Source organism: Nitrospirillum pindoramense (assembly GCF_007827955.1).
Classification (GTDB): domain Bacteria; phylum Pseudomonadota; class Alphaproteobacteria; order Azospirillales; family Azospirillaceae; genus Nitrospirillum; species Nitrospirillum amazonense_B.
On record NZ_VITR01000011.1, the window covers coordinates 210397 to 223344 of the forward strand.

At 68.2% G+C, this 12948-nt stretch carries 17 protein-coding genes; 16 read left to right on the forward strand and 1 reads right to left on the reverse strand.

The features are described from left to right. The first annotated feature begins 7 nt into the window (after window positions 1-7). The 9 genes from sufC to cybH all read left to right on the forward strand — a co-directional run bounded on the left by sufC (window position 8) and on the right by cybH (window position 8656). Complete coding sequence (sufC, locus tag FBZ90_RS19085) at window positions 8-766, forward strand: Fe-S cluster assembly ATPase SufC (protein WP_145734564.1); 759 nt, start codon at window positions 8-10, stop codon at window positions 764-766. Between the two features lie 19 nt (window positions 767-785). After that, entirely contained in the window at window positions 786-2114 is a 1329-nt protein-coding gene (gene sufD / locus FBZ90_RS19090) for a Fe-S cluster assembly protein SufD (protein WP_145734565.1), read from the forward strand. Continuing rightward, on the forward strand, window positions 2111-3379 hold the full coding sequence (locus FBZ90_RS19095) for an aminotransferase class V-fold PLP-dependent enzyme (protein WP_145734566.1): 1269 nt from the start codon (window positions 2111-2113) through the stop codon (window positions 3377-3379). The genes sufD and FBZ90_RS19095 overlap by 4 nt, the downstream gene beginning before the upstream one ends. A 15-nt stretch (window positions 3380-3394) precedes the next feature. After that, window positions 3395-3859, forward strand: a complete 465-nt coding sequence (gene sufU, locus FBZ90_RS19100; protein WP_145734567.1) for a Fe-S cluster assembly sulfur transfer protein SufU — start codon at window positions 3395-3397, stop codon at window positions 3857-3859. Window positions 3860-3864: 5 nt separating this feature from the next. Next, complete coding sequence (locus tag FBZ90_RS19105) at window positions 3865-4224, forward strand: iron-sulfur cluster assembly protein (protein WP_145734568.1); 360 nt, start codon at window positions 3865-3867, stop codon at window positions 4222-4224. A gap of 177 nt (window positions 4225-4401) precedes the next feature. Continuing rightward, window positions 4402-5505 carry a hydrogenase small subunit gene (locus FBZ90_RS19110; RefSeq protein WP_145734569.1) on the forward strand — a complete coding sequence of 368 codons (1104 nt, stop codon included), beginning with the start codon at window positions 4402-4404 and terminating at the stop codon, window positions 5503-5505. Next, window positions 5505-7304, forward strand: a complete 1800-nt coding sequence (locus FBZ90_RS19115; RefSeq protein ID WP_145734570.1) for a nickel-dependent hydrogenase large subunit — start codon at window positions 5505-5507, stop codon at window positions 7302-7304. Before FBZ90_RS19110 ends, FBZ90_RS19115 begins: the two co-directional genes overlap by 1 nt. 19 nt (window positions 7305-7323) lie before the next feature. After that, window positions 7324-7905: a HupE/UreJ family protein gene (locus FBZ90_RS19120; protein ID WP_145734571.1), complete on the forward strand. Its 582-nt coding sequence runs from the start codon at window positions 7324-7326 to the stop codon at window positions 7903-7905. Between the two features lie 13 nt (window positions 7906-7918). Further along, entirely contained in the window at window positions 7919-8656 is a 738-nt protein-coding gene (cybH, locus tag FBZ90_RS19125; protein WP_186455916.1) for a Ni/Fe-hydrogenase, b-type cytochrome subunit, read from the forward strand. A 61-nt stretch (window positions 8657-8717) separates the two neighbouring features. Here the strand turns inward: cybH and FBZ90_RS28675 are convergent, their stop codons facing one another. Continuing rightward, window positions 8718-8843, reverse strand: coding sequence for a hypothetical protein (locus FBZ90_RS28675; protein ID WP_276509106.1), 126 nt, complete (start codon window positions 8841-8843; stop codon window positions 8718-8720). A gap of 48 nt (window positions 8844-8891) precedes the next feature. Between FBZ90_RS28675 and FBZ90_RS19130 the strand changes: the two genes are divergently transcribed. From FBZ90_RS19130 to FBZ90_RS19160, 7 genes are read left to right on the forward strand one after another with little or no spacing between them, the layout of a single operon-like run. After that, window positions 8892-9608, forward strand: a complete 717-nt coding sequence (locus FBZ90_RS19130) for a HyaD/HybD family hydrogenase maturation endopeptidase (RefSeq protein WP_145734572.1) — start codon at window positions 8892-8894, stop codon at window positions 9606-9608. Next, complete coding sequence (locus FBZ90_RS19135; RefSeq protein WP_145734573.1) at window positions 9608-9925, forward strand: HypC/HybG/HupF family hydrogenase formation chaperone; 318 nt, start codon at window positions 9608-9610, stop codon at window positions 9923-9925. The genes FBZ90_RS19130 and FBZ90_RS19135 overlap by 1 nt, the downstream gene beginning before the upstream one ends. Beyond that, window positions 9922-10365, forward strand: coding sequence for a thioredoxin domain-containing protein (locus FBZ90_RS19140; protein WP_145734574.1), 444 nt, complete (start codon window positions 9922-9924; stop codon window positions 10363-10365). The genes FBZ90_RS19135 and FBZ90_RS19140 overlap by 4 nt, the downstream gene beginning before the upstream one ends. Window positions 10366-10377: 12 nt before the next feature. Further along, window positions 10378-11238, forward strand: coding sequence for a hydrogenase expression/formation protein (locus FBZ90_RS19145; protein ID WP_246130502.1), 861 nt, complete (start codon window positions 10378-10380; stop codon window positions 11236-11238). Continuing rightward, window positions 11235-11459, forward strand: coding sequence for a rubredoxin (locus tag FBZ90_RS19150; protein WP_145734575.1), 225 nt, complete (start codon window positions 11235-11237; stop codon window positions 11457-11459). Before FBZ90_RS19145 ends, FBZ90_RS19150 begins: the two co-directional genes overlap by 4 nt. Continuing rightward, window positions 11456-11986, forward strand: coding sequence for a [NiFe]-hydrogenase assembly chaperone HybE (gene hybE / locus FBZ90_RS19155; protein ID WP_145734576.1), 531 nt, complete (start codon window positions 11456-11458; stop codon window positions 11984-11986). Before FBZ90_RS19150 ends, hybE begins: the two co-directional genes overlap by 4 nt. Further along, on the forward strand, window positions 11983-12945 hold the full coding sequence (locus FBZ90_RS19160) for a hypothetical protein (RefSeq protein ID WP_145734577.1): 963 nt from the start codon (window positions 11983-11985) through the stop codon (window positions 12943-12945). The genes hybE and FBZ90_RS19160 overlap by 4 nt, the downstream gene beginning before the upstream one ends. Window positions 12946-12948: the final 3 nt, after the last annotated feature.

The window sequence follows — 12948 nt, forward strand, 5'->3', positions numbered from 1 at the left end:
AACCATTATGAGCAAGCTTCTGGAAATCCGTGGATTGCGGGCCCGCATCGCCGGGGGGCGCGAGGTGCTGAAGGGCATCGACCTGGACGTGTCGCCCGGGGAGGTGCACGCCATCATGGGCCCCAACGGCGCTGGCAAAAGCACCCTGTCCAGCGTGCTGGCCGGCAAGCCGGGCTATGAGGTGACGGAGGGGACCGTGCGCTACCTGGGCCACGACCTGCTGACCATGCCGGCGGACGAGCGGGCGCGCGAAGGGGTGTTCCTGGCCTTCCAGTACCCGGTGGAGATCCCGGGCGTGAACAACATGTACTTCCTGCGTGCCGCGCTCAACGCCGGGCGGCGCCAGCGCGGACAGGCGGAGCTGGACGCTCAGCAATTCCTGAAGTCGGTGCGGGAGCGTCTGAAGCTGCTGGACATCGGCGACGACCTGCTGCGGCGCGCGGTCAATGTCGGCTTTTCCGGCGGCGAGAAGAAGCGGAACGAGATTTTCCAGATGGCCATGCTGGAACCCCGGCTGGCCATCCTGGATGAGACGGACAGCGGCCTGGATATCGACGCCCTGCGCGCCGTATCCGATGGGGTCAACCGCCTGCGCGATCCGGCCCGCGCCATCGTCATGATCACCCATTACCAGCGGCTGCTGGACTATATCGTGCCCGACCGGGTCCATGTCCTGGCCGATGGCCGCATCGTCGCCTCGGGCGACAAGACCTTCGCTGCCGAGCTGGAGCGCACCGGCTATGCCCATCTGGTCGATGCGGCTTGAGGCGGGGGGAGCCATGCTGATGACCGACGATAGCGCCCCCTTCCGTGAGGGCTTCGACCAGATGTTGGCGACGGCGGCGGAACCCGTCTGGCTCACGTTCCGCCGACGCGCGGAAATGGACCGGTTCGCCCTGCTGGGCTTCCCCACCCGGCGGCAGGAGGCATGGCGGTTCACCGACCTGGAGCCGCTGACGGCGGCGGCGCCCCTGCCAATGGCGGCGCCTCTGCCAATGGCGATGGCGGATGACCTGCCGTCCCCGGCGTCGCTGGCGCTCTGGCTGCTGCCCGTCACCACCCACCGCCTGGTGCTGGCCAACGGCCATGTCGTGCCGTCGCTGTCGGCCGGGCCGCCGCTGCCGGATGGCGTATGGCTGGCGTCAGTGGCGGAGACGCTGCGGCGGCGGCCGGACCTGCTGGAAGGCGCCTTTGGCGATGAGGACGGGGCGTTGGCCGCGCTGAACGCCGCGCTGTTCACCGATGGGGTGGTCCTGGCGCTGGAGCCGGGCGTGACCTTGGAAACCCCGGTGGAGGTCATCCACCACACGACAGCGGCCGGCGCCCATGCCCGCCTGCACATCGCTTTGGGCGCCGGCTCACGCGCCACGGTGGTGGAGACGGCGATCGGTCCGGTGGGGGATGGTGCAGCGGCCGGCCCGGTGACCAGTTGGGGCAATACCGTTGGTGTCGTCACCCTGGGGGCGGACGCGGTCCTGACCCATCTGCACATCCAGGCGGAAGGGCCGGCGGCCTGCCACACGGCGGCGGTGCGGGCGGTGCTGGCGGACCGGGCGCGTTACGATGCCTGTGCGGTCATCACCGGTGCGCGTCTCTCCCGCCGGGACATGGCGGTCGTCCTGGCCGGCGACGAGGCCGAATTCCGATTGTACGGCGCTTACCTGCTGGATGGGGGGCAGGAGGCGACGCTGTCCGTCCGCGCCGATCACCTGGGATTGGGCTGCCGCACGGATGAGGTGGTGAAGGGCGTGCTGGCGGGGGCGTCGCATGGTGTGTTCCTGGGCACCTTGGCCGTGGCGCCGGGGGCTGACGGCGCCGACGCCCGCCAGGTCAACCGCAACCTGCTGCTGAGCCCGACGGCCCGCGTCGACACCAAGCCCGAGCTTGAAATCCTGGCCGATGATGTCAAGTGCGCCCACGGCGCCACTGTCGGCAGCCTGGATGAGGCCGCGCTGTTCTATCTTCAGGCCCGTGGCATCGACCCGGAAACGGCCCGCCGCATGCTGGTTGAGGCATTCGCGGCGGAGGTCCTCGACGCCGCTGGCTTGCCCACCGCCTTGGCGGAACTGGCCCATCGGCACCTGTGGCGCTGGCTGGACGGGAGGGACTCATGACTATGCTGCTGGAACACCGGGCGGAAACCTGGCCGGACACCACCACCTTTGATCCCCTGGCGATCCGCCGTCAGTTCCCCATCTTCGGGCGCAACCCCGGCCTGGTGTTCCTGGACACCGCCGCCAGCGCCCAGAAGCCGCGCGCCGTGATCGACGGCGTGGCGGAGTTCTATCGCACCGACTACGCCAATGTGCACCGCGGCGTCTATGGCTTGAGCGCCCGGTCCACCGCCCGGTTCGAGGCGGCGCGGGAAACCGTGGCGCGCTTCCTGAACGCGGCCGACCCGTCGGAGATCGTTTTCGTGCGGGGCGCCACGGAGGGCATCAACCTGGTGGCCCAGTCCTGGGGGGCGGCCTTCCTGCGCCCCGGTGACCAAGTGGTGGTGTCGGAACTGGAACACCACTCCAACATCGTGCCCTGGCAGATGCTGCGCCAGCGCCTGGGCATCGAGCTGGTGGTCGCGCCCATCGGCGCCGATGGTGGCCTGGACCTGGCGGCGTTCGAGCGCCTGCTGGGCCCGCGCACCCGCCTGGTGGCCATGACCCACCTGGCCAATGTCACCGGCCATGTCGTGCCGGTGGCGGAGGTGGTGCGTCTGGCCCACGTGCAGGGGGCCAAAGTGTTGCTGGACGGCTGCCAGGCGGTGCCGCGCCTGCCGGTGGATGTGCGGGCGCTGGGCTGTGACTTCTATGTCTTCTCCGGCCACAAATGCTATGGCCCTACCGGCATCGGCGCGCTTTACGCCAAACGTGCGCTGCTGGACGCCATGCCGCCCTGGCAGGGCGGCGGGGACATGATCCGCACTGTCAGTTTCGCCGAGACGACCTATCAGGACGCCCCCCAGCGGTTCGAGGCGGGCACCCCCGACATCTCCGGCGCCATCGGCCTGGCCATGGCCGTGGATTTCATGGACAGCCTGGGCCGGGCCGCCATCCGCGATCATGAGGCGGCCCTGACCCGCTATGCCGAAGTGCTGCTGGCGGAGATCCCGGGCGTGACGCTGGTGGGGGCGGGGGGCCATCGGCTGGGGGCGCTGTCGTTTCTGGTGGACGGCATCCATCCCCATGACCTCGCCACCATCTTCGATCAGCACGACGTCGCCGTGCGGGCCGGCCATCACTGTGCCCAGCCGCTGATGGACCGCCTGGACCTGCCGGCGACGGCGCGTGCCTCCTTCGGGGTCTACAGCACGGAAGGGGACGTGGACCGCCTGGCGGAGGCCATCCGCGCGGCGCAGAGGCTATTCGGCGCCGCGACCCGGTGAAAAGGGGAGAGTCCCATGGATTTGCGCGATCTCTACCAGGACATCATCCTGGACCACGGCCGCTCCCCCCGCAATTTCCGGGTACTGGCGGCGCCCAGCCATTTCGCCCACGGCCATAATCCGCTGTGCGGGGACAAGGTGACCATCTTCCTGCGGCTGGAAGGGGAGCGCATCGCGGAGGTCAGTTTCGAGGGCAAGGGCTGCGCCATCTCCACCGCGTCGGCATCGCTGATGACGGAGATCGTGCTGAACAAGACGCTGGCGGAGGCGGAGGCCCTGTTCGGCCATTTCCATGGCACGGTGACCAGCGATACGGCGTCGGAACTGCCCGACGCGCTGGTCGAGGACGGGGAGAGGCTGCAGCCCCTGGCGGGGGTCAAGGCTTACCCGGCGCGGGTGAAGTGCGCGACCCTGGCCTGGCACACGCTGGAGGCGGCGCTGAATGGCGGCGGCCCGCCCGTGCCGGTGAAGACGGAGTAGGGGCCATGGGCGTCATCCAGGAAGAACCGTTGTCGGCCGATCCAAGCGCGGATGAGGGCTCCCCGGCCTTGAAGGCGGCGGTGTTCGAGGCGCTGCGCGCCGTGCAGGATCCGGAGATTCCGGTCAATCTGGTCGATCTTGGCCTGATCTACCAGGTGCTGGTCCGCCGGGACGGCCTGGTCCAAATCGAAATGACCCTGACCACGCCCGCCTGTCCGGTGGCAACGATGTTGCCAGGCCAGGTTCAAAACCTGGTTTCGCTGGTGCCGGGCGTCAGCGTGGTGCTGGTCGATCTGGTCTGGGATCCGCCCTGGACGCGGGAACGGATGACAGAGACGGCCCGGTTGGAATTGGGGCTGATCTAGCCTCGGCGGCTGCGAGGTTACCTTACAGTCGGAAAGCCGCTTACCATCCCCAGGAGAACCGCCGGCACACCCAACTCTTTGAATTTCCTCATATCATAGATTGGCATGCTTCTTGCCAAACTGTGTGGTGATGCGGGACGAGACAGCCCCGCCGGGGACGTTGGAGGAAATGCCGGAATGGCGAGCGAGACGTTTTACGAGGTGATGCGCCGGCAGGGCATCACCCGGCGAAGCTTCACCAAATTTTGCAGCCTGACGGCCGCGGCGCTGGGCCTGGGCCCCTCCTACGCCCAGGCCATCGAAACCGCCATGGAGACCAAGCCGCGCATCCCGGTGCTGTGGCTGCACGGCCTGGAATGCACCTGCTGCTCGGAAAGCTTCATCCGGTCCGCCCATCCCCTGGCCAAGGACGTCATCCTGTCGATGATCAGCCTCGACTATGACGATACCATCATGGCGGCGGCGGGCTTCCAGGCGGAATCCATCATCGATGAGACCATCGAGAAGTATAACGGCAACTTCATCCTGGCGTGCGAGGGCAACCCCCCGCTGAACCAGGAGGGGATGAGCTGCATCATTGGCGGCAAGCCGTACCTGGAACAGTTGAAGAAGGCGGCCGACCACTGCAAGGCCATCATCAGCTGGGGTAGCTGCGCCAGCTGGGGCTGCGTCCAGGCGGCCCGGCCCAACCCCACCCAGGCCACCCCCATCCACAAGGTGCCCGGCCTGCCGGCCAAGCCCATCATCAAGGTCCCCGGCTGCCCGCCCATCGCCGAGGTCATGACAGCGGTCATCGCCTATATCCTGACCTTCGACCGCTTCCCGGAACTGGACATGCAGGGCCGGCCGAAGATGTTCTATTCCCAGCGCATCCACGACAAGTGCTACCGCCGCCCGCACTTCGATGCCGGCCAGTTCGTGGAAAGCTTCGATGATGAGGGGGCGCGCCGCGGCTACTGTCTTTACAAGGTTGGCTGCAAGGGCCCGACCACCTACAACGCCTGCTCCACCGTGCGCTGGAACGGGGGCCTCAGCTTCCCCATCCAGGCCGGCCATCCCTGCATCGGCTGTTCCGAAGACGGCTTCTGGGACAAGGGCGGCTTCTATGAACGCCTGAGCGATGTCCATGGCTTCGGCATCGAGGCCAACGCCGACAAGATCGGCGGCACGGCCGCCGGCATCGTCGGCGCCGCCGCCGCGGTGCACGCCGCGGCCAGCGCGGTCAAGCGCGCCCGCTCCAACAGCAGCGGTGCCAACGATAAGAGAGAGGGACGGGACTGATGCCCACGCTTGCGACACCCAACGGCTACCAGCTCGACACCAGCGGCAAGCGCGTCGTCGTCGATCCGGTCACCCGCATCGAGGGCCACATGCGCTGCGAGGTCAACCTCGACGGCGACAATATCATCCGCAACGCCGTGTCCACCGGCACCATGTGGCGCGGGCTGGAGGTGATCCTGAAGGGGCGCGACCCGCGCGACGCCTGGGCCTTCACCCAGCGCATCTGCGGCGTCTGCACCGGCACCCACGCGCTGACCTCCGTGCGGGCGGTGGAAAACGCCCTGAACATCCAGATTCCGGAAAACGCCAACAGCATCCGCAATATCATGCAGCTGTCGCTGCAGGTGCATGACCATCTGGTCCACTTCTACCACCTCCACGCCCTGGACTGGGTGAACCCGGTCAACGCCCTGAAGGCGGACCCCAAGGCCACGTCCGAGCTGCAGCAGGCGGTCTCCCCCCATCATCCCAACAGTTCCCCAGGCTATTTCCGGGACATCCAGACCCGCCTGCGCAAGTTCGTGGAATCCGGGCAACTGGGGCCGTTCAAGAACGGCTACTGGACCAACCCGGCCTACAAGCTGCCGCCCGAAGCCGACCTGATGGCGGTGACCCATTATCTGGAGGCGTTGGACTTCCAGAAGGACATCATGCGGGTCCGCACCATCTTCGGCGGCAAGGACATCCATCCCAACTGGCTGGTGGGCGGCGTTCCCTGCGCCATCAACCTGGATGGAGACATGGCGGCCGGCGCCCCGGTGAACATGGCGTCGCTGAACTACGTCTCTTCCATCACCGATCGCTGCATCGAGTTCGTGGAGAACGTCTACATTCCCGACATCATCGCCATCGGCGGCTTCTACAAGGACTGGCTGTACGGCGGCGGTTTGTCGAACAAGTCGGTGCTGGCCTACGGCGACATCCCCGACCGGGCCAACGACTATAGCCCGCGCAACCTGCTGATGCCCCACGGCGCCATCATCGACGGCAAGCTGTCGGAGGTGCACCCCGTCGACCTGACCGATCCCGAGCAGGTGCAGGAGTTCGTGCCGCACAGCTGGTACAAGTATCCGGACGAGAGCAAGGGCCTGCACCCCTGGGACGGCGTGACCGAGCCCCATTACCAGCTGGGCCCCAACGCCAAGGGCACCAGCACCAATATCGTGCAGTTGGACGAGGGGGCGAAGTACAGCTGGATCAAGGCGCCGCGCTGGCGTGGGCACGCCATGGAGGTGGGGCCGCTGGCGCGCTACCTGGTCGGCTACATGCAGGGCAATGTCGAGATCAAGGATCAGGTCGACCGCACCCTGTCGGCGCTGAACGTGCCGCTGGACGCGCTGTTTTCCACCCTGGGGCGGACGGCGGCGCGCGCGCTGGAAGCGCAGTGGGCGGCGCGCAAGCAGCGCTATTTCCTGGACAAGCTGATCGCCACCATCAAGGCCGGCGACACCTCCACCGCCAACACGGCGAAGTTCGATCCCAAGACCTGGCCGTCCGAGGTCAAGGGCGTGGGCTTCACCGAGGCGCCGCGCGGCGCGCTGGCCCACTGGGTCCGCATCAAGGACGGCAAGATCGACAATTACCAGTGCGTGGTGCCCACCACCTGGAACGGCAGCCCGCGCGACAACAAGGGCAATATCGGCGCCTTCGAGGCGTCGCTCATGAACACCAAGGTGGCCCGTGCGGAAGAGCCGGTGGAAATCCTGCGCACCCTGCACAGCTTCGACCCCTGCCTGGCCTGCTCCACCCATGTCATGGGGCCGGACGGGCAGGAACTGGCCGAAGTCAAAGTCCGCTGATCCCAAGGAGACTGATCCCATGAAGACGTTCATCACGAAATCGGTCCCCCGCGTCTCGGCGGCTGTCCTGGCGGCGGGCTTCATCACCACCCCGGCCTTGGCGCATCCGGGCCATGACGGTGGCTTCGCCGCCGGCATCGTGCATCCGCTCACGGGCCTGGACCATCTGGCCGCCATGGTGGCGGTCGGCCTGTGGGCGGCCACCCGGCCGGCGGCGCGGGCCTGGCAGGCGCCGGCGCTGTTCGTGGCCATGCTGGCGGTCGGCGCGGTGGCGGGCGTGGCCGGTGGCGCCTTCGCCCCGGTGGACACGCTGGCGGCGCTGTCGGTGACCCTGCTGGGCCTCATGTTGATCGTGGCCCCGCTGCTGCCCGACGCCGCGGGCCTGGGCCTCATCGCCCTGTTCGCCACGGTGCATGGTTATGCCCATGGCATGGAGGCGGGAGGCCATCTGCTGGGTTACTTCGCCGGCTTCATGGTGGCGTCGGCCCTGCTGCACGCCGCCGGTTGGCGCCTGGGCGGCGGCCTGCTGGCCACCCGCTGGGGGCGTCTGGCCTCTGGCCTGACCCTGGGCGCTGCGGGCCTCGCGCTCGCCGCGCTGTAAGGGGGGACGCGCCATGAGCGAGGCCTCCCTGGGAACTCATAAAGTGGGAACGCACAAGGCGGGAGCCCATCAGGAAGAGGCGGTTTACGTCTATGAGGCGCCGGTGCGCTTGTGGCACTGGGCCAATGCCGCCGCCATCCTGGTGCTGTGTGTCACCGGCTATCTGATCGGCTCACCCCCGCCGTCCATTCATGGCGAGCCCAGCGCCCATTTCCTGTTCGGCTGGATCCGCTTCCTGCACTTCTCGGCGGGGCAGATCCTGGTCGTCGGCTTCGTCTTCCGCTTCTACTGGTCCTTTGTAGGCAACACCCACGCCCGCGAAATCTTCCGGCCGCCGGTGTGGCGCAAAAGCTTCTGGCTGGGCGTGATCCATGAGATCCGCTGGTACGCCATGCTGGAGCGCGAGCCCAAGAAGTATAGCGGGCACAACCCGCTGGCCATCCTGTCCATGCACGTCCTGTTCGTGTGGGGCACGCTGTTCATGATCGTCACTGGCCTTGCCCTGTATGGCGAGGGCCAGGGGCCGGGTTGGATCCACCGGCTGTTCACCAGCTGGGTCATCCCCCTGTTCGGGCAAAGCCAGACGGTCCACACCTGGCACCACATGGCCATGTGGGTGATCGTGATCTTCGCCATCGTCCACATCTATGCCGCCGTGCGGGAGGACATCATGTCCCGCCAGTCCATCATCTCCTCGATGTTCTCAGGCTGGCGCACCTTCCGCGACGGCGGGCCGACCGACGAACACTGAGGGCCAGGCAAGTTTCCAGTCAGGAAAGGGGGCTTCGCGGCCCCCTTTTCTTGTCTGGATATCAATCTTCCGCTTTGGCGCCAAACTGGAAAGAAACTATCCGGTTGGCGAGGCCGCGGCCAATGCCGGCGGCCAGGGGGGCAGCCATTTCGGCGGTGAACGGTGCGGTGGCACGGCCCTTGCTCATTAGGTGTCCCAACGTCCGGCAAGTCGGATGACAGGGGAGTGAGAACGCGTGGAAGTGACAACGGCAAGCGGGTCCCGCGTGCTGGTGCTGGGCATCGGCAACCTGTTGTGGGCTGACGAGGGGTTCGGTGTGCGGGCGGTGGAGCATATGCACCGCCACTATGCCTTTCCCGCCAATGTTCGCCTGATCGACGGCGGCACCCAGGGCATCTACCTGGTCCAGGAAATCCGCGAAACCGACATCCTCGTCGTCTTCGATGCCGTCGACTATGCCCTGCCGCCCGGCACCCTGAAGCGGGTGGAGGGGGCGGAGGTGCCAAAGTTCCTGGGCGCCAAGAAAATCTCCCTGCACCAGACCGGCTTCCAGGAGGTGCTGGCCATGGCGGAGATGATGGGCGACGGTCCCACCCACCAGTTGTTGATCGGCGTGCAGCCGGTTGAGCTGGAGGATTTCGGCGGTAGCCTGCGACCGCAGGTCAAGGCCCAGATGGAGCCGGCCATCGCGCTGGCGCTGGACTATCTGGCGGGCTTCGGCATCGCCGCCACCCCGCGCCTGGTGCCGCTGCCGGCGGAGCAGGGGATTGGATCGCTGGAAATGATGCTGGAACGCTATGAGGCGGAGCGCCCAGACGAGGCGGCAGCCTTCCGTGGCGGCGACGCGCGGGTGCTGGGCGCCGGCGGCTGGGCCGGGCCGGCGGACTTCGAGGCGGAGATGCAAGCCCTGGTGGCGGGCCCCCTGGCCGGTGCCTCGGGGAGCGGCGCCTGATGTGTGTCGGCATTCCCATGCAGGTGGTGGAGGCCGGCATCGGCCATGCCCGCTGCCGGTCCGGCGCGGAGATACTGACCATCGACACCAGCCTGGTGGGTGACGTCGCCCCGGGCACCTGGCTCATGACCTTTCTGGGTGCCGCGCGGGAGGTGATGAGCCCCGAGGCCGCCCAGCGGTCGCTGGCGGCGTTGGCCGCCCTGGAGGCTGTCATGCGGGGGGAGCCCGCCGATCTGGATGCCGCCTTCGCCGACCTGATCGGCCGCGAACCTCAATTGCCCGACCATTTGCGCCCCATCCCGGAGCTTGAAGCATGAGTGATGCACGCGATGACTTTTCCCCCCTGCTGCGCTCCGTCATGGGCCGGCGCGGCTATCAGGTGGTGGGGGAGGCGGACCTGGCGGAGGTTTGCGCCGGCCAGCCGTTGGCCCTGCTGTTCCTGGCGGGGGATCACTGGCGGGTGGCGGAGAGCGATGACGTCGCCGCCATCCTGCCGGAACTGGACGATGCCATGGGCGGCCATGTCGTGCCGCTGATCGCCGCGCGGGCGGATGAGCGTGCGCTGCAGCGCCGCTTCCGCTTCGCCCGCTATCCCGCCTTGGTCTTCCTGCGTCTGGGGGACTATCTGGGCGCCATCGAAGGCATCCGCGACTGGGCGGATTACATGCGTGAGATCCCGGAAATCCTGGAGCGTGAACCCAGCGTTCCCCCCGCCTTCCGCCTGCCCGCCGGCTGCGGCACCGACGCCGTGCATTGAGGAGAGAGACTGATGACTGATCCCATGGCCCTTGGCGGCGGTGGCCTGGTCGGGCCGGGCAGCCAGCCCGCGGACTTCGATGGCGGCCGGCTGGATTACATGGTCATGCCCGACGGCATGGCCGTCTTCTCCGCCGCCAACGTGCCGGAGGCCGATGCCGCCCAGGCGCTGCCGCAGGGTGTCGCGGCGGGGGAGGCCATCCTGGCGGCCCTGAGCCGCATGGTGGACGGTGCCGGTCCGCAACGGGTGGACCTGACGCACCTGGACGGCGCCAACCTGGCCTTCGTCGACCAGTTGCTGGGCGAGGGCGAGGTGTCGGTGGTGTTCGGCACCGACGTCCAGGTTCAGGAATCCGTCCTGGCCGGGGTGTGGCGGGTACGGGAAAGTGACGGTAGCGGCCGGTGCCGGCGCGACTACGTCGATTGCGGTCCTTTCCCCACCGGGCTGGTGGAGCGCGCCTTTGACGGCGCGCGGGCCCAGGCCATCCTGCCGGAAACGGCGCGTCCCAACATCTTCAACGCGCCGCCGCTGGTCGCCGAGATCAACGAGCATATCCCCCGCCTGGGTGCCGCTGGCGGGCCGGGCCATGTCATCAACCTGTCCCTGCTGCCCCATACCGAGGAGGACCTGGCCTTCCTGGATGAGGCGCTGGGGCGCGGCGCTCTGGTCATCCTGTCGCGCGGCTATGGCAACTGCCGCATCCGGTCGACGGGGACGCGCGGCTGCTGGTGGACGCAGTACTTCAATTCCCAGGACACGCTGATCCTCAACAGCATCGAGATTTGCGCCCTTCCACAGGTGGCCTTGGCGGCGGCGGAGGACCTGGCCGATTCCGCTGAACGGCTGGGCGAGATCCTGGAGATCTACCGGTGACGGATCATTTCTTCGCCGGATCGTTCGGGGGCGACGTCAGCAAGATCGGCCCCCGGACGAAGCTGGAGTGCAAGATTTGCTGGCATGTCTACGATCCGGCGGTGGGCGACACCTACTGGCAGGTGCCGCCGGGCACCCCCTTCGCCGACCTGCCGGAGCATTGGACCTGTCCCGAGTGCGACAGCGCCAAGGCGGGTTTCATGGTGATGGCTGACGAATGACCGACGCGCCGGCCCTTTCCGCCCGTATCGAGGCCGCCTTCAGCCGCATCGCGGCGACGCGCATGGCCGGCGTGCCGGTGATGAACCCGGCGCTGTCGGTGGCCATGCGGGGACTGCACCGCCATGGCGGGCATTGGGTCGGCGTGCTGGTGACCCCGTGGTTCATGAACCTGCTGCTGTTGCCCGTGGCGGAGGAAGGGCCCTGGCGGGTAGGGGCGAAGACGGCCTTGGCGTTGCCGTCCGGCCATTATGAAGGCATCTGGGGGCATGAGGACGAGTTGGGCGGGTATTGGAGCTGCTCCTTGTTCTCCCCCATGTTCGACTTCGCGGACCAGGAGACGGCGGTCGCGACGGCGGATGCCGCCCTTGCGGAAATCATGGCGGTGCCTGAGCCGGACGCCGGTGACGATGGCATGGCCACCATCTGGGCGGGAAGTCCTGCCGCCCCGCCGCCGGCCAAGGTCGAACCGCCGCCGCCGCTCAGCCGCCGGGCGCTGTTCCGCTTGGGTGAAGGGGCGGGGCCATGACCCGGCCGGCCATCATTGTGCGGCTGCCTGCCGAGGCGGGGGGCGCGGTGACGCTGAGCTACACGCCGCGCGGGGATGTCACCGGCCTGTTGGCGGCCGTGCCGGCGAAACGGGCGCCGGCCGTGGTCCGGGCGCTGTTCGCCGTGTGCGCCCATGCCCAGGGGCACGCGGCGGAGTTGGCGGTGGAGGCGGCGCTGGGCCTTGAGGCCACGCCGGACACCCTGGCGGAGCGTGAAATTCGGACGTGGGTGGAGGTGGTGCGGGAGCATGGCCTGCGCATCTGCCTGGATTGGGCCCGCCTGCTGGGGGAGACGCCGGACTTGGCCCGCGCGCGCGCCTTCGTGGCGCTGTCCGCCGCGGACGATCCCATGCGCCTGATCGCGGACGCTGTGACCGGCTTGCGCCCGCAGGAGTGGTTGGCCATGACCTCGGCGGGAGAATTGGCCCGCTGGGCGGGCGCTGGGCGCACGGTGGCCGCGCGCTTCATCGCCACCCTGTTCGAGGTGTCCATGTTGACGCCGGTGGAGGAGATCGAGCCAGGGGCGCTGGTGGCGCGCCATGCCGACCATCCCCTGCTGGCCCGCGCCTTGCCCGCCGGTTCCCTCATCGCGTGCCATGTCGCCCGGCTGATCGATCTTTGCCGCGTGCCGGCCCGCCTGGACGCTTTGCGCGCCGGCGACGCCGCCCCTTTGCGCGGCCTATCCACGGGGTCGGGCCTGGGAACGGCGTCGGTGCCCTGCGCCCGGGGCACCTTGGTCCATGAGGTTGGCGTGGTGGCCGGACAGGTGGAGCGCTATCGTATCTTGTCGCCCACTGATGGTGTATTCGCGCCAGGCGGGACGGCGGAACGGCAGTTCCAGGGGCTGGGCGCCTGGCCACCGGGCGACCGTGCCCGACGGGCGGAGGTGATGATGCTGGCGCTGGACCCCTGCGTCGACTATGCGGTCGAGGTGGCCTGATGC